General features: G+C 38.9%; 23 protein-coding genes and 1 tRNA gene. 20 read left to right on the forward strand and 4 right to left on the reverse strand.

Annotated features, from left to right (window positions below):
• The first annotated feature begins 46 nt into the window (after positions 1-46).
• From KBF89_05260 to KBF89_05275, 4 genes are all read left to right on the forward strand, one after another.
• A complete protein-coding gene (locus KBF89_05260; protein ID MBP9115736.1) occupies positions 47-493 on the forward strand; it encodes a DUF3566 domain-containing protein in 447 nt (148 codons plus the stop codon).
• A gap of 159 nt (positions 494-652) precedes the next feature.
• Positions 653-729, forward strand: a tRNA-Ile gene (locus KBF89_05265).
• A gap of 169 nt (positions 730-898) precedes the next feature.
• The gene (locus KBF89_05270) at positions 899-1,981 is read left to right on the forward strand and encodes a hypothetical protein (protein MBP9115737.1); all 1,083 of its coding nucleotides are present in this window, start codon (positions 899-901) and stop codon (positions 1,979-1,981) included.
• Positions 1,982-2,012: 31 nt separating this feature from the next.
• Positions 2,013-2,585, forward strand: a complete 573-nt coding sequence (locus KBF89_05275) for a hypothetical protein (protein MBP9115738.1) — start codon at positions 2,013-2,015, stop codon at positions 2,583-2,585.
• Here the strand turns inward: KBF89_05275 and KBF89_05280 are convergent.
• Together KBF89_05280 and KBF89_05285 are read right to left on the reverse strand one after the other, a co-directional pair.
• Positions 2,569-3,213: a hypothetical protein gene (locus KBF89_05280; GenBank protein ID MBP9115739.1), complete on the reverse strand. Its 645-nt coding sequence runs from the start codon at positions 3,211-3,213 to the stop codon at positions 2,569-2,571. The two genes, KBF89_05275 and KBF89_05280, sit on opposite strands and share 17 nt — an antisense overlap.
• Positions 3,214-3,343: 130 nt before the next feature.
• A complete protein-coding gene (locus tag KBF89_05285) occupies positions 3,344-3,589 on the reverse strand; it encodes a helix-turn-helix domain-containing protein (GenBank protein MBP9115740.1) in 246 nt (81 codons plus the stop codon).
• 362 nt (positions 3,590-3,951) lie between these two features.
• On the opposite strand from KBF89_05285, the gene KBF89_05290 reads away from it, so the two are divergent.
• From KBF89_05290 to KBF89_05345, 12 genes are all read left to right on the forward strand, one after another.
• The gene (locus KBF89_05290; GenBank protein ID MBP9115741.1) at positions 3,952-4,689 is read left to right on the forward strand and encodes a hypothetical protein; all 738 of its coding nucleotides are present in this window, start codon (positions 3,952-3,954) and stop codon (positions 4,687-4,689) included.
• Positions 4,690-4,701: 12 nt separating this feature from the next.
• Entirely contained in the window at positions 4,702-6,462 is a 1,761-nt protein-coding gene (locus KBF89_05295) for a hypothetical protein (GenBank protein ID MBP9115742.1), read from the forward strand.
• On the forward strand, positions 6,462-7,787 hold the full coding sequence (locus KBF89_05300) for a CpaF family protein (protein ID MBP9115743.1): 1,326 nt from the start codon (positions 6,462-6,464) through the stop codon (positions 7,785-7,787). Before KBF89_05295 ends, KBF89_05300 begins: the two co-directional genes overlap by 1 nt.
• The gene (locus KBF89_05305; GenBank protein ID MBP9115744.1) at positions 7,784-8,767 is read left to right on the forward strand and encodes a hypothetical protein; all 984 of its coding nucleotides are present in this window, start codon (positions 7,784-7,786) and stop codon (positions 8,765-8,767) included. Before KBF89_05300 ends, KBF89_05305 begins: the two co-directional genes overlap by 4 nt.
• Positions 8,767-9,702: a type II secretion system F family protein gene (locus KBF89_05310; protein ID MBP9115745.1), complete on the forward strand. Its 936-nt coding sequence runs from the start codon at positions 8,767-8,769 to the stop codon at positions 9,700-9,702. The genes KBF89_05305 and KBF89_05310 overlap by 1 nt, the downstream gene beginning before the upstream one ends.
• Positions 9,703-9,901: 199 nt before the next feature.
• On the forward strand, positions 9,902-10,174 hold the full coding sequence (locus KBF89_05315; GenBank protein ID MBP9115746.1) for a hypothetical protein: 273 nt from the start codon (positions 9,902-9,904) through the stop codon (positions 10,172-10,174).
• A gap of 39 nt (positions 10,175-10,213) precedes the next feature.
• Positions 10,214-10,678 carry a hypothetical protein gene (locus KBF89_05320; GenBank protein MBP9115747.1) on the forward strand — a complete coding sequence of 155 codons (465 nt, stop codon included), beginning with the start codon at positions 10,214-10,216 and terminating at the stop codon, positions 10,676-10,678.
• Positions 10,671-11,147, forward strand: coding sequence for a hypothetical protein (locus tag KBF89_05325; protein ID MBP9115748.1), 477 nt, complete (start codon positions 10,671-10,673; stop codon positions 11,145-11,147). The genes KBF89_05320 and KBF89_05325 overlap by 8 nt, the downstream gene beginning before the upstream one ends.
• Entirely contained in the window at positions 11,141-11,647 is a 507-nt protein-coding gene (locus tag KBF89_05330; protein ID MBP9115749.1) for a hypothetical protein, read from the forward strand. Before KBF89_05325 ends, KBF89_05330 begins: the two co-directional genes overlap by 7 nt.
• Before the next feature lie 193 nt (positions 11,648-11,840).
• Positions 11,841-12,881, forward strand: a complete 1,041-nt coding sequence (locus tag KBF89_05335; protein MBP9115750.1) for a hypothetical protein — start codon at positions 11,841-11,843, stop codon at positions 12,879-12,881.
• 10 nt (positions 12,882-12,891) lie between these two features.
• Complete coding sequence (locus tag KBF89_05340; GenBank protein ID MBP9115751.1) at positions 12,892-13,608, forward strand: hypothetical protein; 717 nt, start codon at positions 12,892-12,894, stop codon at positions 13,606-13,608.
• 12 nt (positions 13,609-13,620) lie between these two features.
• On the forward strand, positions 13,621-14,982 hold the full coding sequence (locus KBF89_05345) for a hypothetical protein (protein MBP9115752.1): 1,362 nt from the start codon (positions 13,621-13,623) through the stop codon (positions 14,980-14,982).
• 128 nt (positions 14,983-15,110) lie between these two features.
• On the opposite strand, the gene KBF89_05350 is transcribed toward KBF89_05345, so the two are convergent.
• Entirely contained in the window at positions 15,111-15,644 is a 534-nt protein-coding gene (locus tag KBF89_05350) for a hypothetical protein (GenBank protein MBP9115753.1), read from the reverse strand.
• A 98-nt stretch (positions 15,645-15,742) separates the two neighbouring features.
• A complete protein-coding gene (locus KBF89_05355; protein MBP9115754.1) occupies positions 15,743-17,338 on the reverse strand; it encodes a M15 family metallopeptidase in 1,596 nt (531 codons plus the stop codon).
• Positions 17,339-17,440: 102 nt separating this feature from the next.
• On the opposite strand from KBF89_05355, the gene KBF89_05360 reads away from it, so the two are divergent.
• The 4 genes from KBF89_05360 (at position 17,441) to KBF89_05375 (ending at position 22,697) form a co-directional block, all read left to right on the forward strand.
• Positions 17,441-17,746, forward strand: coding sequence for a hypothetical protein (locus KBF89_05360; protein ID MBP9115755.1), 306 nt, complete (start codon positions 17,441-17,443; stop codon positions 17,744-17,746).
• A 74-nt stretch (positions 17,747-17,820) separates the two neighbouring features.
• Positions 17,821-18,570, forward strand: a complete 750-nt coding sequence (locus KBF89_05365) for a hypothetical protein (protein MBP9115756.1) — start codon at positions 17,821-17,823, stop codon at positions 18,568-18,570.
• Positions 18,567-21,107: a hypothetical protein gene (locus KBF89_05370; protein MBP9115757.1), complete on the forward strand. Its 2,541-nt coding sequence runs from the start codon at positions 18,567-18,569 to the stop codon at positions 21,105-21,107. The genes KBF89_05365 and KBF89_05370 overlap by 4 nt, the downstream gene beginning before the upstream one ends.
• Before the next feature lie 138 nt (positions 21,108-21,245).
• Positions 21,246-22,697: a hypothetical protein gene (locus KBF89_05375; GenBank protein ID MBP9115758.1), complete on the forward strand. Its 1,452-nt coding sequence runs from the start codon at positions 21,246-21,248 to the stop codon at positions 22,695-22,697.
• Positions 22,698-22,755 lie beyond the last annotated feature (58 nt).

Consider the following 22,755-nt stretch of genomic DNA (forward strand, 5'->3'; position numbering starts at 1 on the left):
AAATAATTTAACTATAATATAAACTAACTTTATTAATAGGAATTTTGTGGCAACAGTATCTACAACTAAAAAAACACTAGTGAAAAAAGCTGGTAAAAAAACTAAAAGATCTACAAATTTATCTCGTAGCAATAGAAGCTATAGACAAATGATTGGTCGGATAGACCTATGGTCAACTTTTAAAGTTGCTCTATGTTTTCATGTAGGTGCAATGTTGCTAAGTGTTATTGCAACAATAGTGATGTTCGTCGTTGCATCCCAAGTTGGAATTATTTCTAATATCGAAAAATTTTTAGGAACCGTAGTTGAAATTAAAGATTTCTCATTTATCTCGTTTCAAGTTCTAGAAGGCTTATTGTTAATCGGTTTTGTGTTCGTAGCTATTATGACAATACTGACTGTAATTGCAGCTGCTTTATATAATATATTTGCTGAAGCTATTGGTGGCATTGAGATATACGTTGTTGAAGAGACTAAATCAACAAAAATATAAGTTGTAATCTTGACAATATTAAAATGGCTAAAAATGACACCGGTAACCAGATTTGAAGTATATAAAGTATGAATAAAAGAAGTTTCAATAGAAACACTCCTACAAAAAGCAATGAAACTATTAATTGTGTTAGTATTTCTGACTCGACAGCAATGAAATGGGGCTATAGCTCAGTCGGTTAGAGCGCATCTCTGATAAGGATGAGGTCGCTGGTTCGATTCCAGCTAGCCCCACCAACATGTAATAGCTACATGTTGGATAGTAGTTCATAAAAGTTATTTATTTGTAAAAATATAGACGAGGTATGTGTTTTGAGAAAATACCAACGGGGATTTATTGTTGCATTTATAGGTTTCATGACTACTTCAGGTGTCAAAATTTTTGGTAAGCATTCTAAAATCGAAAATGAAAAAGGTTACCGACAATTATTTCCACCAGAGTTCAAATAACATGAATAAAATTGTAAAGAAAATAAAAATATCAAAGCCTTCATCAATTCTTTTGGTGGGTTGTGGCCGTGTAGGAAACCGTCTGGTCAAAGAGATTTTTGAAAACATTGATGATGAAAATATCAAAATTTATATAACTGATGTGGTTAAGGACCGAGCGTCAGATCTCAGCGAACATTTTAAAGGACGCCCAGTACCTATTAAATGGAAAAATGCTAAAGATACACCAGATGACATAGATTTAATAATTGTATGCGTAGATGGTGATTCTGAAAAAAAGATTATCGACCGAATTGTATTGTCTAAAAAAAGTTTTATTACGCTTAGCGATGATAATTCTGTGATTAAACAATATTTAAAACATCAAGATACCTTCAAAGAAAATAATATTAAAGTTATATTAGGGTTAGGATTATTTCCAGGGATCGGCAATGCTGTCGCTGAGCATATAAGTGTTGATTTTGATCAAGTATTCGATATAACAGTCGAGCGGTTGGGGTTTGTCTCTAACTCGTCGCTATCTAGTATAAAAAAAGCACGTCGAGATTCACCATTGGGCCTTCGTGATACAGTCCTCACGGAATCACGAAAGAAAAATTCAAAAGCGTATTCCTGGTTCCCTAAACCATACGGCTTACTGGAAACTCAACCAGTCGCTGTAGGTGTAACTGAGTTAGTACAACAATTTCCAAACGCAAGGAATGTAAGCGTTCGATATAGCGAACCTAAACTACCGACCTTTAAAGATCGCGTTCGCCATTTAATCCTTCGCGAACAGCTAACTTCGAAAAATGCCTGTATCAAGGTTCAAGTTTATGGTTCAATCGATAGTGAAATAGTAAGTAAAACCGTGTGTGTAAAAGGCGATGCGCTCAACATGGTTTCAATCACGGTGCTCGACGTCCTCTATTGCATTTTAGAAGATGTTTCAGATGAGACTGGAATAGTCCTATGCTCTAAGTACATCAATCCAAAGCAACTATTTAGCCAATTACATGAGCGGGGCATAAATCTATACGATTTTGATACGAGTAAATGATTCTTTATAAATTTTAGTTTAGAATCGACATATGGATAATATTTATAATTCGGATAGTGACGGTGATATTTTTGATGATCCCGAGCTAGCAAATATGGCTCGAGAATTTAAGCGCATAATAAGAGAAGAACAAGAAGAATTAGAAGAAATTTCTTCAGCGCAATTCGAATCTGAAGTGGATATGTCGTTTGCTTTTTTAGAAATGTTATGGAGCGGTGAAAGAATTAGGATAAGCATTGGGGAAAGGTTTTTCGAAGGCACTGTAGTTCATGTGGGAAAGAATATTGTCCAGCTTGTTACTAATCCAGGAGTAGTTGTAGATATCGCAGTTCATTTTATTTCAAATGTGTTTATTGTCGATAAACTTGCTGGAAATGGCAGGTCGGTTATGAAGCGTGATCCTCATACTTTCATTGCGAGAATGAGAGAATTGGCCGACATGCCTATGATGGAAGTTGAAATTGGTTTTGATTCTAACGCCACACCGATAGTTGGATTATTATCACTGGTGCGAAGAGATCACGTGGTTGTTCGCACCAAAGATAAGCGAGAATGGTTGGTACCTTTAACCAAAGCTGCGTATTGTATTACCAGACCTGGTTAATAGAAACTGGGTCTCCTCTGTATCCACTACCCGGTCCTGGTGGATCTTGATCTGGGTGTGGAGAAGAAGGACCCTGTCCAACTACTTGAGATGCAGGGGGTTGATGCCCGCCTACTGGCTTGTTTGCTTGATAATCAATATCACCTACAACATCAGGTGGTGTATCAACATCCAAATCTGTCCATGAATGTACTGCTTCCGGCTGACCAGTGAAGCGATCAAAACCCTCTAAAATGTTTCTACCAATTTCTCGCGATACAGATTCTGCCATTGCATCCATATCAGGTGTTAATTTTATCTCACTACTGGCCTTTCGACTAAAAATTTCTTTCACGTATCGATCTGCTGATGCTTCAGCATATGCGATGGCTGACGAGAACGCCTCACGGAATTCTCTCTTGGCTTCGTCTGAATGATTCCCTTGCTCATGTTGGCGGCTAATAGTGTCGAGCGTAGTGTGTAATTGCTTCACAGTTAAGGAGCTACAGACGGCATTAAAAAGTCCCGGATCGCTTGCATTTGCTAGTAAAAGTTCCACTCTTAGAGCGCCTTGTGCCTGGTGGGGGATTTTATCCAATGTCTTAAATATTGTAGCTAATTGACTTATTTCCGGATTTGTTAGTGCCATGTTGTTCCTTTTTAACTCTATGAATATTTAAATGGTAACAAAAAGGAGCAATTGTGTCAATAGGCACAATTGCTCAAAATGTATTCAGCTGTAATTCTATGGCTATAACCGCACGGAACCAATAAATGGACTAGTTTTCGTTAGCGAAAGATCTCTCGAGCAGTTCGATTTTTGGCATTGAATGCTCGATAAAGTTGGCGATATCTTGCTTTAAGAAGCGATATCCACGAACACCAGGTATTTGCATAGCTGGAAGCCTGCCGTCTTTCGCCATAAGTTGAATCATTCGAGGGCTGAGACGAAGCCATTGTGCAACCTCTGAAGGTTTCAAAATCGCCGGAAAATCATCTGGGTCGAAGGGTGTTTGTGCTGCCATGTCCTAATCCTACCATTTCTTGGTCAATATGTAAAGAGGCGAATGTAACGAATATTTTGTAATTTCATTTTTCGAATCTCTTTTACGTGCTATTCTTTTGAATATAAATATATATTCGGCATGCAGTGAACGAACTTAAGCTATTTTTAAAGAAATCTGTACATTTTGTCACAATATCTGTATTAATGGCCATATTTGCGAAATATTAATTTCTTTTGTAGATATAAATCACTTTATTAGTGTTAGGAATAAGACGACAACAAAATTGTTCATTTGATCACGGATGCTTGAGATGGCCGACATATACATAGTATTCGTAATTACTACTAGTTAATACGATCAAGACAACAAAAGGGGTAGTGGTGACTAACTCAAATTACCAATCCGGGCAGAACGACCAATCGTTAGCTCAATTGCCGAAACGTAAAGCTGGAAGTAAATTAACTTCTGGTCACCTACTCATGATTATCTCTGGTCTCGCAACTTTCTTATTAGTAATTATAGTTTTAGGAAGCCAAGGAAAAACAATAACCGTATTTGTTGCAAATAATCAAATACCAGTTGGACAACAAATAACAGCGCAGGATTTCAAGCCAACAGAAATTCCATCAAGTTCTTTAGACTCACAATATTTCAAAGCAAAAGATTTCCTAGGTGAGACAAAAATCTATGCAGCAAGAACAATAGAAAAAAATGAGCCGCTTTTAATAATCGCTCAAAACACAAAAACTGCGGCATCAAATGTACGACTTATTTCACTTCCTATAGATAAAACTAAAGCAGTAAATGGTGCTTTAGCAAAGGGTGACCAAATAGATATCATTGAAACTCCAGACGGAGGTTGCGCCTATCGAGTAATGGCTGGATTAAATATAGCGTCTGTCTCAGGTGGTACATCATCTGGAGGATTAGGCGGCGGCACTAGTGCTTACACACTAATAATTTCGCTAACTAGTGAAGATGACGAATCAAAATTAGCTGGAATAATTAGTCGAGGGCAATATCAATTAGTCCGTGTAACTGGAGTTGAAGGTAATACAACTTCTGCAATTGAAGATAAAGATTGCGGCTTTGGTCCAGAAGATACAGTCGAAGAATAACAGGAAAATATAATGTCTGAACTATCAATAGGTATCGTCGCGAGTTCTCGCGAGTGGAGAACAATTCTCCAGGCTCACGTGAGAGATCACGTTGCTGGTATTCGTGTGCAGATTTTACGTGAACCTCGTTTAGCGCTAGAGCTTGATTTAGATGTAGTAATTATTGACGATACTTCAAGTTTCCTAACAAGAGATAAGGTAGTTCGACTTCGTGAAAAGGGCACTCGTGTTGTCGGAGTTTTCGATGCACTTGAACAAGAAGGTTTAGGGCCTGCATTTTTAGAAAAATTGGGAATTGATCTTTCCTTACCTTCAACTATTTCTCCAGAAGAAATGATTAATGCAATAACACAATTGCAACCTCACACAAATTACGCACAAAACGCAGGTAACACCGAAGGTGGTTTTTCGGGCGGTGTTAATCAACAAAAAATTACTAATTCAACAGTTATATGTGTTGGAGGACCAGCAGGTACTGGTTCTACTGAAATAGCAATTGCTATTGCAGATGCTTTAACACAAAGAAAAAAGCCAACTTTGCTAATTGATTGTGATGAGGTCGGACCAAGTATCGCGCGTAGGCTCGGATTTCATTTACATCCAAATATCCTTTCAGCCATCGATGTCGTATCGAATGTTTCGCGCCCACTTCCACAAGTTGTAGGTAGACCGAGTGATCGTGCAGCGAGCGCAATATACTTTGACGTAATCCCAGGTATTGCAAATTTAGAAGATTGGAGTCAACTTCGTAGTGATGAGATAAGTGATTTATTTGCTGCAATAAAGAAATCGTGGAGATATTGTGTAACAGCTATTGGACCAATGCTTGAAGATTTGTCAGGTTATGGAATGGAAAGGTTTTCATCTTCTAGGACTGCCTGTGAAAATTCAGATATCATAGTAGGAGTAATGTCACCGACACCTACAGGCTATTTAAGGTTTTTAGATTGGATGGCATCGCTTCGCACCCTTGGAAAAGAATCTGCAGTTTCCATTGTGATAAATAATGCTCCAAAATCCGCATTTATTAGAGGAGAAATTGAAAGTCAGTTAATTAGAGACATAGATTCAAGATATATTTCGTCAATTAGTTTTATTCCATTCGATGAAAATGTTGTTAAGGCTAACTGGGAAGGTCAACGAGTTGTAAAAGGGTCTTTTGTTTCAACGGTCTCACAATTGGTACAAAACATTATTCCACAATATGTTCAAACACAAAAAGCCACATCACAATCTGGGATAACAAGTGATAAAGCGAACTATGTTCAAGGCCCAAGCACAACTGCACCAGGTGGCGTTTCATGGGATGATGATGATATTGCTAATCCTGCAATTAATAATGGCTTAAATACTCAAACTTTGAGTCAAGATTATAATGAGCCACCACTTCCAACTATAAAACAACAAACCCATTCGCCTTTCATTTCTCAAGCACCTCAGGTTCCTCAAGTACCTCAAGTTCCTCAGGTTCCTCAGAAGCAACCAGATCAACCCATCACAACATTTTCGAATTCAAATGTTGAAACAGCTAGTAATGGTATCTGGGAAGAACCAACACCTGTTCCACCAGTTGGGCAACAACCCACAAACCCAGAAATTCAACATAACACTACGTCTCCTACGTATGTACCTTCATTTGCAAAAAATACAAAACCTATTTCACCTGCAGACAAAATTGAAGAGGCACTAACACAAACAAATCCATTCTTAGAGGAAAATAAAGAAGACAAAAACAACACGGATGATGGATCAAATAATTTTTGGAGTCAGTAATGCGCAATGAAAGAGCAGTAACTGCATACGAAATTTTACGACTTCGACTCCTGGATCGTATTAAAGAAGGAAAAGTCGATCCTGAAAATGACTCTGATGGTGTTAGATCATATATTAAAAGAGAAGTTGCGGATTACCAACGTCACAGCCAGTCAGGTACAGGTGGTAGAGCTCTTGCTAACCCAGATGAGATGGAAGCAAGATTAGGTCGTGCAATTTTAGGCTACGGTATTCTTGAACCACTATTGGCAGATGACAATGTAGAAGAAATTTTTATTTCAGGTGGTGATGTTTCATATCTAGATGCCAATGGACGGCTTGCCTCTGTAGAAGATGTTGCAACCGAAGAAGAAGTATTTCATTTAGTGAATAGACTTTTACAAACAAGCGGACGCGAAGTCTCACAGCGCAATCCTATAGTTCAAGCGAGAGTTTTAGATGGTGCTGCACGTATAGGTGTTGTGGTGCCCCCTATTGCCGATGAACTTAGCGTGACATTAAGAAAATACACTATGCGTCATGAAGATTTAAATGACCTTGTGCGTTTTGATTCAATAACACCTGCAGCAGCTGCACTTTTACATGCAGCAATGTTGACACGTACAGGAATTGTTGTTAGTGGAATTCCAGCAGCTGGTAAAACAACAATGGTAAATGCCTTAATACGTGCAGTCCCACCTTCTCATCGCGTTTTAGGTTGTGAAGAAACCAGAGAACTTAGCGCACCTGTTATGCATGGAGCTTATTATCAAACTAGATCTAACGGTAATGAGTCAAGCGGTGATAGTGAAGTTACACTTCGTGATTTGGTCCGTATATGTTTAGGTATGCGACCTGACCTTTTGGTAGTCGGTGAAGTTAGAGGTGAAGAGGCCTTTGAATTAACACGTGCAGGTAATGCTGGTTGTGGTGTTTTATGTACTGTTCACTCTAATAATGCAGCAGAAGCTTTGCAGGCTTTAACAGCAACTGCAATCATGGCAGGACAAAATGTTCCCGAAAAACAAGTTCGTTCTATTTTTTCTAATGTGTTTGATTTAGTCATCCATTGTGATCGTGAAGATGTACAATTTAAAACCGAAGATTCTGGTCGTATTCGACGTCAAGTAATGGAAATATCTGCAGTGCCGTCACTTCAAAGTGGAGAAAATGAATATACTGTTGAACCAATATTTACAAGAGAATCATTTGGTGCTCCTCTTCGCTGGACCGGCGCTCCGTTACCAGAAAATTTGCGTAAACGATTAGACAATGTTTTGACTAGACATGGAACTTCAGTTCAGAGAATATTTGATGGTTCGAATCAAAGAGGTGCAAACACATGATTGAACTAAGACTTTTAACTGCATTCACAGCCTCAATTTTTGTATATTTACTCATTGCTTTGTTCACAGGCAATATGCCTAAGCGACTTTCTGGAATAAGGGAAAAAAAGAAAAGGCAATCTCGTATTGAAAAAATGCAATCATGGTTGAACCAAAGTGGTGTAGGTGTTACACCAATTCAATTCTGGGGAATTTCATTAGGTATTTTTCTAAGCGTATTTGTTTTAGTTTATGTTGTAACTAGTGTTTTTATTGTTGCCATGATTCCATCAATTATGGTTGGCTTATTGCCGCGAACTTTTTTTGCTAAAAAGAGATTAAAAATAAACGAAGAGAGAATCCAAGCATGGCCAGATGCGTTGAGAACGCTGATAGCTTCTATTGCGTCTTCACAATCATTGCACCAAGCTTTAAAAGGTTTAAGTTTTTCTGGACCAGTACCACTGCGATCTGTATTTAAAAAATACTCACAGCTAAGTCAAGCATTAGATCAAAAGAGTGCTTTAGAAGTCGTTAAAGAAGATCTAGCTGACCCAATGAGTGACCGAATTATTGAGGTCTTAATTTCTGCCTCTGAAGCTGGTCCTGCTGTTATTTTAGATATCCTACGAGATCTAGCTAAATCTTGTACACATGATCTACAGCTTGCTGAACATATAGAAACTATGCAGACTGAGCAAAAAATAAACGCAAAAGCTGTTTTTGTTATGCCGTTTTTACTTTTAGTGCTAATGGTTATTGCTTCTTCTGATGTAGGAAAATTCTATAGTACATCGATTGGTGTTGTTGTAATAATTGTTGGGTCAGCTATTTTGTCTTTGGGCATGTTTATCGTAAATCGTTTAGGAAAAATTCCTATCGAGACAAGAGTATTTGGTGCATCTTATGGTGACGCTAAAGAAGATCTCAAAACTAAAAGTTTTTCAATGAAAAGTGGAGCCTCAAAAAATGAAAAAGCATCACCGTTTGGAGCTTACTAATGTCAGGTACTATTTTTATAGCAGCAATAATTGCTTCGGTATTCACAGCGTCTTTATCTAGACTTATTATAAAACCTCCACGTCGATTTTCTAATCGTGTTGGAAGTTATACTCAACTAAATAGATCGCGCCTTGGTCGAGGAGCACAAGTCAATTCGATAACAATGCTCGATATTGATGCACCACAAAGCGTATTGGGTAGAATTCTCAAACCTATTGGCCAATCATTGGCTGATGCATTGGGTCAAATAGTCGATGCTGGTGATGATGACTATCTAGCATTGAGGTTGCGTCAAGCAGGCTTTTTAGATACTTCTCCTTCTCAATTTCGAATTAGACAACTCACATATACCGTTTGTGGAGCATTACTGTTCGCGGCTTTTGGAATTGTTTTTAACTCAACAACATTTGCCCTTCTGGGTTTTTTTGGTGGAGGGTTTTGGGGAGCAACTATTTGGCGTGGTCGTATAAATAGGGCTATAAAAAATAGAACAGAAAGAATGCGTATCGAACTTTACACAGTGGCACAATTAATTGCTATGCAAATGAGAACAGGTCATGGTTCTGTTGCAGCTGTTCAAGTTGTATGTGAACGTGGTCGTGGTCCTGTTGTAAGAGAATTATCAGATGCATTAAATTGGATGTCCACCGGTATGGCTCAACCCGATGCGTACGAGAAGCTTTCTTTAGAAACGCCTGAACCAGCAGCAGGACGTTTGTATCGAGCTCTTGCTGATGGTGCAAGAAGTGGCGGAGATTTGGCAGCAACGTTATTAACTATTTCTGATGATTTGCGTTCGGAACGAAGAGAGGACATGGAGCGTTCGGCAACAAAGCGTCGTGGTGCAATGTTAATTCCTACTATTGTCTTTATGGCTCCAGTTGTATTAATTTTTATGGTTGCACCTATTCCTTCGATTTTATTTGGGAGTTAAATAATGAAAGATTTATCAACTATAGATGTTACAGAAAGTATCGGAGGGAATAATTTTATGCGCTATAAGATGAATAAAGTGTCGCAATGCGAATAAAGCGAAATGGAGATAAAAGACAACTTGTGTATTGATTAACCCCGATGCATAATAGAAAACAATTACACTTTACAAAGATAAAGTATAAAAAAGGAGAGCAGAAATGTTGAAAGTATACGTTGGAGTTAAAATTGGATTCCGACAATCAGCTAATAGGTTCAAAGATAATATTCATGAACGCTTTTCTGAAAATATGAACGAAAAAGGCTTTGCCAGTGCGGAGATGATTGCTTTAGCCGTAGTCGGTGTGTTGATTGCATTTGCTGTATATGCTGCTTTCAAAACAGCCATTGGAGACAATATAACGAATTGGTTTAAAACTATATTCGATGGCTCTAATGATACGCCTGCACCAACAGCTCCTGCTGGCCCTTAATGATCTAAATTATTAGATATCAAATATCAGGGTGGCAAAATGCCAAAATATGAAATAGTTAAAAAAAACAAAACAAAAGACCAAAAAGGTTTTGCCTCAATACAGTTTGTAGTTTTAATGGGTTTTACTATTTTGTTTTTAACTGGTTTTTTAAATATTTTATTTATTGAATATCAAAGAAATTCTGCTATTACTTCACTTCGAGATGCTGCACGTGCAGGTACTCGTATTGTTGATTTAAGAACTGGTGATCCTATCGAAATAGAAAAGGCAAAACAATACTGTGCGTCAATAGGAAATGCATCATTAAAAGATTTATCTAATGATAAAAATTTATCTGTAGTATGTGATGTAGCGATTATGCCTAACAAACCTGCCCAAATGTTAGCAACACTAAAGGGAACGCCAAAAGCAGTAATAGTGCCATGGGCTGCACCTTATAGCAACATAAGATTGCAAGGATTGTCTAAAAGTTTTGTACAACGTGGGTCAGCAAATGAATAGAAAAGAAAAAAAACAAAACGGTTTCATGGCTATTGAATGGGTAGTAGGCATGGCTTTATTAGTTGTGCCAGCATTTATTTTAGTAATTAGCATGATGCAATATCCTCCTCGTAAAGCATTGAGCCAAGTTGCTGCTAGTGAGGCAGCTACAGCTTATGTTCAAGCGAATAATGATATTGACGGTGTTATAGCGGCGCAAGATGCTGCTAAAAGTGTAATTGATAGTGAACTAGGTGCTGGCTCATATAGCGGTATGACAAATGTTGTGGAAGTTGATAAGCATAGCTTTTGTCCAGGTGGTGAAGTTAAAGTAATAGTAAAAATACCTGTCCCTTTATTAATAAATCCTTTCGTAGATAAAAATAAATCTGATTCAGATAGAAGAATAACTAAAATCACTGAAGTAAAATCGAGTGCGACTGAACGTATTGATGATTACCGCGAAATAGTAAGTGATGAATCATGTTAAATGAAGAAAAAAGACAATCAGGTTTTTCAACTATTTGGCTACTTGGTTTTGCTGCCATAATATTAATTTCAGGTTTAGCAATTTTTGATCTAACTCGTGTATATATCGAAAGAGAAAAACTTTCCAGCGCGGCTGATGCTGCGGCTAATGCTGGAGCGACTGCAATTGACGAAGAGCGAATTTTGACGGGTGATGGAAAAGTTCGTTTAGATACAAGTGGTGATGTCAATAAAGGAGCTGTTCCTAGATGCGAGCAAATGTTATTAAAATGGGCAGAACCTGGAGGAGGGGCGTCTACGGTTTTAGATGTAACAGCTCCAACAAAATCAAAATGTGAAATTGAATCCAATGTTGGTGTTGATCAAGACAAGTATCTTATTGCTAGTGCAAGCGGTAAGGTAAATTTCACGTTATTTGGCTTATTTGGAGTTTCATCAAAAGAATTAACTGTTTCTTCACGAGCTAGAACAAGTTGTTCTAGTAGCTCAGCCTGCGATTAAGCGGATTACCTATCCAGAAGCCTATTTATACGCAATAATACGATTTTTACATGTAAAAGCATTACAAAAAGTATAAAAATGTCTTGTAAAATCATCATTTCTGTTTAAGAATTGTAGATAGCAAAACAAATATTTCATTTGTCCCGAAAAGGGTCCGATAGAACACGTAGATAATCATTGAGCAGGAGAAATAATGCCAGAAGTAATGAGCATTGAAGTAGACGAAGAATTCGATACTCGTCCACCTTCACAACCATTCGGGTTTCGTGGACCTGATGGTGATTTAAACATAGGTCTAATAGCAGGTATTGCAGTAGCAGTAGTTCTAGTTATTGCATTAATTTTAGTTGTGGCAAACCCTTTTGGTTCTGATCCGCCTGCTGTAAAAGTTGAAACATGGTCTCCAAAAAACCCCTTATCAGATATACAAATTGTTCAATTATATTCTCTTGAAGATTCTATTGCGCAAGATCTTCAATCGTCGTTAGATGAGTGGGCTAAATTTTATACAACCGGTGACATAACTGATTTAGAAGGTACCTTTGATATAGCGGGCAGCCAGTATGCGCTATTGTTAAATGGTGCTGCGGCTACAGAAACTACTCCAGCAGTTAAGAGTGCAGCCGAAGTTAAAGCAGATATAGAAGCATTGCCTGTAGAACCAGAAGTTGCAAAAGTTGAAATCATATCTGTTGCAAAAGTCGTGAAAAAAAGCAATCTTTTTACTGTGCGAGCAGTTCTTACCTGGACAGAACCAGGTAAAGAATCTAGTACCTATAAATGGGATGTCTCAATGAAAAAAGATTTGGATTCAAGCACATATTTACTTAATTCAATTAAGACTACCGATCCCGCAGCTGTAGGAGCCCTCGATTTCTGTGATGCTGTTACTTTGATTTCAAAATTAGACAAAGATTCTAAAGTAACCGAAAAATTAAATGGGCTAACTGGTGCTGAACAAAAGAATTCACTAGATAAGCTATTTGATATAAGAATAAAAGTATGGCAAACAGCACAACCAGCCTTCTTGCAATCTTCGGCAACAGACTCTGTTGGTGTAATTGTTTCACAATACAAGCAAGCGAAAAAGTTGCTTGAAGAATCTGAATCTTTAGAAGCCTTCTATGAAAACTTTGTGAAACTAAATGAAGATGATGCAACTACTAGTGCGCATGCGGAAGTAGTTTCTGCAGCACAAAGCGATGATTGTACTGCTGATATTAGTGAGCGCTAGTGGGGTAAAAGTGGGTAAATACAAATATATTGGTTTTCGTTTAGCGATACTAGTTATTATGGCTACTGTTACTGTTTTGTTTTCGGGTTGTTCAAATAGTTCAGAAAAAGAAAGTTCTCCTAAAACGAGTAAAATCAGTTTTACATCAAACGGCGATAAATCTGATGCTTCCAAACCCGAAAATAATACTTTTATTAGTGTTTCAAAAATAAACTCTGAAATTGGTGCTAAATCATTTGCTTATAAAATATCAAGCGCATTTGTTTCTACGGACATCAAAGACGGCAAGCTTCTAGAAAAATATATATCAAGTAATGCTGTTGATAATATTTTAAGTAATTTAATTCAACGAAATAACTCTGATGTATTGCCGTCGATATCTTTCTCGCCCATTGGGGTCACTGCAACTACATTTAGGCCAGGAGAAGCTGAAGTAGCAGTTTTAGGGCTCAGCTATACATCTGGTAGCGGAGGTATTACTTCTAGATATAAAGAAATATTATTTACTTTTGATTTTAACTCGACATGGAAAGTCAAAAACTATTTAATTTCAAAAGTTGATGGCCTTGCGGGCAATGATGATATTTTAGACACTAGTTTTCTTGTATATATTGATAGCTTTTTCACGCCAGGTGACGAAATAAATAGTGAAGAGAAAAAAGTTGTAGAAACTTCAAAAGTTAAAAATGGTACACAATTAACACAACCAGCATTTGCTGGAGAATAACGGAATTAGAATATGGGTATTATAAGAAAGTTAGCATTACCAGATAATACAAAAAGTAATCGTTTAACGAGAGCTTTGCAAATAGATAATAAAGAGCAAAACAATTATTTACGTGGCTTGGTAATTCCAGCAGGAGCGAACGGTAATTCTAGTGATATTCCGTTTGAAGAAGATCCACTTCTAGCTATTCTTTATCACCATGTGGTAAATATGGGCGATATAACTAGACAAGTGCCTCTAAATAGAATGCTTTTACAATGCGATTTGGACTTAAAGACTGCTGGTGGCAATCTAGTAGAACAAGAGAGAATAAGTAAATTGATTAATGGTGATCCGACTTTGCCTGATACGGATCCACTTAAGCGTGGGATTAAAGGGATAAAGACCGATGAATTAAATAATGCTAGACAAAACCTAGTGTACCTTCAAAATGGTACTACTGCGGATATACGTAATTCTGGGAAATCTACACCTCCTGCACTAACAGAATTCTTAATAAACATGGAAAGATTAGTTTTAATATGTTCTCAAATTCAAGAGATTGTAGATTATGAGAACACTGAACATCAAAAAGCGGAAATTGATGCGCAAGCTAATGGTCAACAAATTAATCCATGTTGTCCGATGACGAGCCATGCCACATTATATGGACTAGTTGATATCGCGGTATCATTAGCCGATACAAGCAGAAAGACACTATCTGATGTTTTGCAAATGGCGGAACAAAGCATATTGCCTCATGTCGAAGGAGTCTCACAAGCTCAAAAAGATTTATGTTCTAGGCAATACGAAGATGTTATGAATTACGGAGTGGAATCTTTGGCACGCGCAGAACAAAACTACGATGGCTTTGTTAAAGATCCAAGCATACATCCTAAAGTATCGCTGCTTCTTGCACGTTTTGTTGACAGAGAACATTCCGCTGTGGGCACAAGGGCTCCAGCATTGGGTACTAACGATGTTCGGATTAAACTTCTAGTTAATAAAGAGATTTATAACAACACTGTTGATAGAAGCCAGCTTACAATGCCTCAAACAAACTTTGGGCAGACAGAACTATTAGTTGCTGAACATCAAGCAGCTGAAACAAGTGCAGATCGACGGCCAGGTACACAAGTAGTAAAACTAGCTCGTCAAGCTTTAAGGTTAGATCTTGGTAATAGTTACAAGTCTTTAATTGTTCCTGAAATTACAGTACCAGTCGGTGTGAATCCACCGCCATGGGTACCGACTCTTACGATTACGCCTCCGGGTCCGACACCACTTACACCTCCTGGTCCACTACCGGGTCCACCACCGGGTCCGACACCACTTACACCTCCTGGTCCACTACCGGGTCCACCACCTGGTCCACCACCGTTCCCTTTTCCGTGACAAACTTTTAATTGAGGACACAATTAGTTTGCGTTTAATTTTTACAGAATTGTAATTCTAGCTAGGAAAATCGGCATAAAAAATGGAGGTCTAAAATAGACCTCCATTTTTATGATTAATTAATAAAGCTAATATCCGATTTCTATTACTAGTGGTTCCTGAAGAGCTGCTGCTGCAGCAAATAGCTCTTCGTCGCTCGCTACATCGCTTTGGCCTAATGCCACAGTTTCCCCATCCCCACATACTTTAGGTATCCCATCTGCGCCACTCAAAGAGTCAGTAACATCTCCGTTGCCAAGTACTTCGGCTTCGTCTGGATCTGTCACTCCGGAAAATGCAACTGCTACATCGGGTCCAATAACTGTGGCTTCTCCAGATGCTGGGTCTCGTATTGTTAATGTACATGCACCATTCGCGCCTAGTTGCACTGTATTAAGTGGTGGTTCTGTAGTTGCGGTTGGTATCTCAACACCAGCTGGTCCAGTTCCCTCAACTCCTCCGTTTACATCTTGTGGTTGTACCACTTGACCTGTCTCTGGGTTAATAAGAACAGTCTGTACAACAGGTGTTGGTGCCTCTTCTTCTCCACCACAATGTGTCGCCACCACGCCACATGCTCCTGCTATGCCAATTACAGCTACTAGACCTCTAACACTTACCATGTCTCTCCTTATTTTTGTTTTTGTAATGTATAAATTTATTCACTGTCTAACACTTTAGCACTATGTCCACTTTAAAGCAATATATGACCATATGCATCTTAATTGCCGTTTGTAGACCAATGCCATGGTTCGGATGGTAAATTCTTGTAACCATATTCAGCAGCATGGATTCTAAGCCAATTAAAACATGCGCTACCTGAACCTATAGTTCCTCCCCCATTGCAAGTAAAGTCAATAGCTAAACCACGCTGGTGCATTGAAGTACCAGGACGAGCTGTTGGTGGGCTACAAGAGCTTGCAGGCATCTCATAAATTGCATAATGCGAGCTACCGCAATTCGATCTTCTTACAGATAGCTGTCCTGCGGGGTCTCTATAGCCACCCCCGCCAGGAGATAACCCAGCGGCTTTCATAGCTGTAAGCATTGCGTCAACATTTTTAGCCACAGCATTATTGACCTGTATGCCCTGAACGTTAGTGATTTGAGTAATACCAACTGGTCCTGTAGGCAAGCCTGAAGCATCAGGTAAACCAGGGGTTGCGCCAGCACCTCCTGAATTGCACTCTAATTTTGCTGTATCTACGGCTGGTTCTGCATACTCACCTACACCTCCAGCATCAGTTGTTGCTGCTTGGGCTGGTTTTATCCTTCCTAAATATTTAGCTGTCCAGTTGCCTTGATCTGTGGGAAATGATGCAGCTTTATAACCAAATACTGAACGTGCAGCTACTGCATTTATGTCAAGCATACGAGATGTTGAGGGACCGTAATCAGTCTGTTGTACATTTGCAGCTTTTCCATTTGGTGCAACTACGTACCACCATCCTCCCAGTGTTCCATGGTTATATATAGCAATTCCGGGGTTATTGTTGCTTGCGCCTGAGAGAGCTGGAATATTATTGTCACCATGGTCAACAAAGTTTGTAACTGGGTCGTTTGCATAAACGGATGCAAACCCAGCATATGCTTGTCCTATAGCAACATTATCATCTGGTCTTGCTTTAGATCTGCCCGTGCTCAGCATTGGAGGAGGGGCATTAGAGCCTACACTAGTGTCGGAAGTTCCTGGCGTTCCTGCTCCTGTTGCTGCTATAAATTTATTGTAAAATCCCATCCATTTAGCTTGATACTCTCTAGGGGTAGGGTTTAAACCAATTTTTTTATCCCATTCTGCACCAGTTGGTTTGTGACCTAGTAGCCAAATTGGACCTACGAGATCGACGCTATTATCTAATAGTATTTTTTCGACGGCAGCTTTTGCTACTTCATCTTGTACATTTGGGGGTGCTAAATATGCATCAGAGAAATCTCCGTATTTTTGCCATATCGATTTATGCCCATTCCATGTGCCTCTTAAAAATTGATAACCCCCACTTGCTGTAGAGCCTGCTCCACCAGGGGGATCAAGATATATTTCAGGAGCAGTATTACCGCTATGCTCATTAGCCCTGATTGTTTGGAGGATCACGTCCATCTGCCCACCAAAGGTTATACCAGGGCTTATACCTGTTTCATTGCACATTTTATCGTATGCATTATTGGCTTGTTCCTGTGCTTCTTTACCAGAACTCAATATGGCCACTACAGCAATAATAATTATTGCAAAAAGCACTATTATGCTAAAAATTGGTATACCGACAGCGGCACGCACTTTTTTACTCTTCCATAGGGAAGCCGCTATTTTCGGATTCATATCGCAATTATAGATTACGAATTAAAATTTGTAAATACATATTGCGAATATGACGAAATTGATTTATAATAAAAATATTCAATCTACCACGGAGGTAAAAAAATGGACATGTCAATACTAATGAAAGACGAATACGCTACTATAGCGCCCGATGCTACCAAAATTCCAGGTGCAGAACGATTACTAACAATCGTAAATGGAATTGGTGGATGGGGACTCATACTTTGTGTAGCAGCAATTGTTATAGCTGCCATCATATGGGCATTCGGAGCACAGAGCCAAAACCAAGCGCAAGCTACTCAAGGTAAAAAAGGCGTTCTTGTCGCAATTCTTTGTGCAGCAATAATTATCGCTGCTCCACAACTAATTAAATGGGGTGCTTCTTTCGGTAAAGAATTTAAAGGTTAAATCTGTTTCCGATATTTTAATTAGATCAGATAATAAAAGAATATAAACAATAAATTCCGTGGAAAGGAGTTTAGATGGCATTTAAAATTAAACGTCGTGTGACTCCTTTGGATGAAAATCAAAAGCGACAGAGACAGATAGCGATAATTGCTATTTTTCTTTCTGTCGCTTTGTTTTTCATAGGTTTCCAAATCGGAAAAAACAATACTAATGAAAATACTACATTAGCTAAGCAAGATAAATCAAGTAAATCAGTTGAATTTGGTGGCAAAATAGATAAATCACAAATCACAAATACGGGACCAAAAAATTTCTCGCTAGTGGTTCCAACAGGTTTTTCAAAATCAGAAGATGGTGCAATTAAAGCTGGTGCAACTTATGTAGAAAGTTGGCCACAACTTTTATTCTCAACAGACTTTGATACAGCTGCTGCAATTAATTTTGTGACTACATCAGAATCAACAGAATTAAGAAAATCTTTAGCGGCAACTATAACTAGTGCACGTGAATCGTTGTCTGGTGCAATTGCAAATCAAGCATTTCATCAAAGTGTTCCTTTAAAAATTAAAGTTAACTCCGCAGACAGTACAAATGTTTCTCTAACGATTTGGTCTCTAGAATTATGGGCATCAGCGGGTGAATTAGAACCTCAATCAACATTTGATTTCCAGGATATGAAATTAGTTTATGTAGATAATGATTGGAAGATAAGTTCTTGGATAACATCTCCGGGACCAACTCCAGAATGGAAATATAGAGACCAACCATTAGATTCAATAAATTTTATTGGAGCAATTTCTCAATTCAAGGAGTATAAGCGATGATAAAAAATAAATTTGCTGCAAAATTTTTACTTTTTATAATGGTATTTTCTACTGTTTCGTCAATTTTGCCAGCAATAGGTGCGTTTGCAAATACTAATAAAGTAAAAACTGTTGTAGCGGATAAGAAAACGCAAACTTTAAACGATATATATAAAGTTACAACTGGATCAACTGCAGTAAAATCTGCAGGATCGACACCTGTTACTCAAGCATCTGTAATCACATTACTTGACGATGCTGAAAAAGATGGAAAAAAATTCGACATGATCGGAAAAGACGAGAGAGCAGCACTAGAAGATTTAGAAAATACTGATATGTGTGGGCGTCATGATGGCGGTTGGATAGGACTAGGGTCATTGGGCGATTCAACATATTTAGAAATGTTACTATTTCTTGTTGGTGACGCTTCAGGAGCTAAATTCGATAAAGTTACGAAAAAATCTCTCGCTGAGTTTAATTTAAAACCAGACATGGTCCCATCAACTAATTACAAATGTTTTCCAAAAGAATGGAAAGAAGCATATCCAACAAAGGATGTTTGGCAAGCACACCAAGAAGCATTAGGTAAAAGAAGCTGTGGTACTTTTGAGATGGACTGTAAAGTCGAAAAAATGATTAAACAATGGCTTCGAAGAGGAATAGTCATGGGAATGACTTGGATTTTAGATATCGCAACTGGTTCTGGCTCCGGTGAGGCCGCTGATGCATGTAGGCCAAATAGAAGTACTGGAAGTGGAGCGGATGTAATCGATTCAAATGATCTAGTCAAAGGTTTTGATGCAGCTAGCGCAGGGAAATGTGATTCCTTTCTAAAAAAATATTATGCTCAGGGAACTATTGTGAATCATGATGAGGGTACCCAAGAACTAGCTGCTGGAACAAGTATCAAAGTGGCTGGCAATCCTATGAGCCCTGCAAGTACTAGTAATCCTAACGGTGGTAGGACCTCAGGGGGCCATATGAGTCCCGCAAGTACTAGTGCCTCTGATGCTGCTGCTGCTGCTCGTAGTGAAAAAGGCGCAACTTCAGTAAATTACAAGAGTACGAAATTATTTTATGGAAAGTCTTCATCGATTGCATTTTTCCTTGCTATGGCTATGATAATCGGTGCTGTAATTCAAGGAATGGTCCAAGGAAAGCCTGTGGTTATCGCTAAGGTTGTACTTATTTATGTTCCAATTTTTGGTTTTGGTATATTTTTGGCTCCGACATTAACCAAATATATGCTCGAATTTATAGATGGAATCTCATATTATATGGCGGATAATTCTGCAGCTGATATAAATAATATTGCTGGTGCGTTTGGAACAACAGCAGCTGGTGGAATTATGGGCGCGCCAGGTGCTGCTGGAGCACTAGGTACAGCAGGTGCTCTAGCCATGGGTGGATTAATGGCAGATTTAATGGGTAAAGCCTTTATGGCCTTAGTGATTATAGTGGGAGCTTTCATATTTGTTTCTTTAGCACTTTGGGCTCTGATGATGTTTCGTGAAGCTAGTATTTTGATGGTTTTGGCCCTCTTACCGATTGCTCTCTCTATGGCTATATGGCCAGCATTAGCAAAAATTGCACAAAAATTCATCAAACTATTAATGTCGCTAATTGTTTCGAAAGTGCCGATTGTTATGGCTCTATCTATGGGTATAAATATGCTTAGTCAATGGGTAATAGACCATCCAGCTCCTGCAGGTGGAGTTGGGTCTGGGGCACCTGGAACTGATGCTGGTGGAATGCGAGCTTTCGTTCTCGCTACAGCAATTTTCGGTATTGCATTAGCAGCACCAACCTTTGTCATTACACTATTCGATGCGGTTGGCGATATGGCTCAAACAATGGGTTCAAAATTACATACAGGTGCTGTTAGAGGTGCCATTAGTGCAACCACTTTGAAAGCCAACATGGGTCAACAATTCGGTGCTGCAAAGAATGGAGCAACTCTAGGAATAGGTGGCGGAGGCGCTGGAACAGCTCTTAGCCGTGGTGGTCCACCTGCGTCATCGCCACCAGGTGCACCGGCAGCCCCAGCACCTGGACCAGGTACTCCAGCACCGGGAGCTCCAACAGCCACACCAGGTTCTCCGGCGGCTTCAACTTCAACAGCTGCACCAGGTACGGCTCCAGCAGGTGCTGGTACTCCAGCTGATGATGGTCCAGGCGGATTCTGGGAAGGTGTTAGGGATACAAGTAGTCAATTTGATGATCCTCATAACCCAGCGAGTCGTGATGGTAGAGGCTTCCCAGCTAAGAAATTTAGAAATGGTGGTTTAGGTCAACACGTTGGTAACGGTATCAATAACAGAGCTTTAAGAAACGAGCGAAAGAACCAGGAAGCTCGTCCTAATGCGAGTATAGGTAGATCATTAAGAACCTTGAAAAACTCAGCTTTGGGTGGTCTTGGGGGTCATATTCACGGCCAAGGAAAGCTAAATGCAGCCGGTATGAGACGAAAGCTAGCTGTTGGTAATCCCGTTTCACTTGCCATGAATATCCACAGAGGCGCAAAAGGTGTTAGAGATGTAAAAAATGAATATAACTAGTAAATAACAGTTTTTAGGTCATTAAGTTAATGGCCTAAAGCGACGACTATAAATAGGATTATGTCATAAAATATGAGACTGCAAGGAAGCAGGTAACAGATAAGAAGACAAAAAGTATAAGTACGAAAGTAAGGGAATATGCCACGAGGTTATATGATTGGGCCAGCATACCGTAAAAAGTTGCTTATGGGTCTTCGTACTATACAAATTGCTTTACTATTCTTTTCTGGTATTTGTGTTTTAATTGGATTCATGAGTGGCTCTTTAGTCATTGGAGCAATTCTTGGATCCGTATTTATTGGCGCCGCGTTCATGCCTATTGGTGGACGTGTTATAGATGAATGGGTATTAGTGATGTATAACTGGATTAGTAAAGGTACAAAGAAGCAACGAACAACACAAACGGCATCTGCCTTTGTGGGTAGTGAAGCTGCATCTCGTAAAGCATTGCCACCACCTGTATTTAAGGGTGTAAAGCTTCTAAAAGTTGGTATTGGTGATGGACGAACAATCGGTGTAATTAAAGATAGTACGGAAGGGTCTTACTCTGCTGTCATATCTTTAAAAGGAGATGCATTTGCACTTCTTGATGCTGATGAACAAGAACAAAGGTTAGGTCAATGGTCACAGATCCTCGCGAGTTTTGCGAGAGATGGAACCCCGGTTCATAGAATTCAATGGATTGAGCGAGCCATACCTGAAGACGGTGACCAAATTGCAAAATATTATCAACAAGAACAAGATATGGATCCTTTGAATCCAATTGCTGTGGCATATCAAGAATTAATCGCAGATGCAGGACCCGTAACAACAAATCATGAAATCTATATTGTTATGTCGATCTCTCAAGGAAAATCTGCAAAGGCTATTAAAGCTGCCGGTGGTGGAGATAATGGTGCATGTGAAGTGTTATTGTCAGAGCTTAATAATATGTATGCACATTTAACAGGTGCAGCTGTTCAACTAATTGGTACTTTGTCGCCTGAAGAAATTGCGTTAATGTTTCGAGTTGGTTTTGAGCCAAACAAAATTCAAGAACTTACTAAGGCGGCGAAAAGTGGCCACGGTGTCACAACAGATATTTGGCCAAGTGCAGTAGATGAACAATGGAGTTATATTAGGACCGATTCTTGCTATCACGCATCTTTGTGGATTAGTGAATGGCCACGAACAGAAGTTGGGGCAGACTTTTTTGCACCTCTACTTTTATATACCCATGCAACACGTTCAATATGTATGATTATGGAACCTCTTGCTCCAAGTAAAATTTTCCATGAAGTTGAAACCGCAAAAACTACAATGATGGCAGATAAGGATTTGAAACAGCGTGCAGGTTTTGTTTTGCATCAACGTTCACAACGTGACTATGAAGAATTAGAAAGACGTGAATTAGAACTAACTCAAGGTCATGGTCCATATCGTTTTAGTGCTTATGTAGTTTGTTCTGGTGAATCCTTAGAACAACTAGAACATACTTTGAGTGAAGTTGAACAAGCGGGACACCAATCTAGGATATTATTAAGAAGATTATACGGAGAGCAAGCCTCAACATTTGCTACCAGTTTTCCTTTAGGACGAGGATTAAGGTAAAGAATTGAAAAACTGGCAATGTCTAGTCTTTATAATGAAGACTCCGACTTAACTAGTG

This window comes from Acidimicrobiia bacterium (assembly GCA_018057765.1).
In the GTDB taxonomy this organism is placed as follows: domain Bacteria; phylum Actinomycetota; class Acidimicrobiia; order IMCC26256; family JAGPDB01; genus JAGPDB01.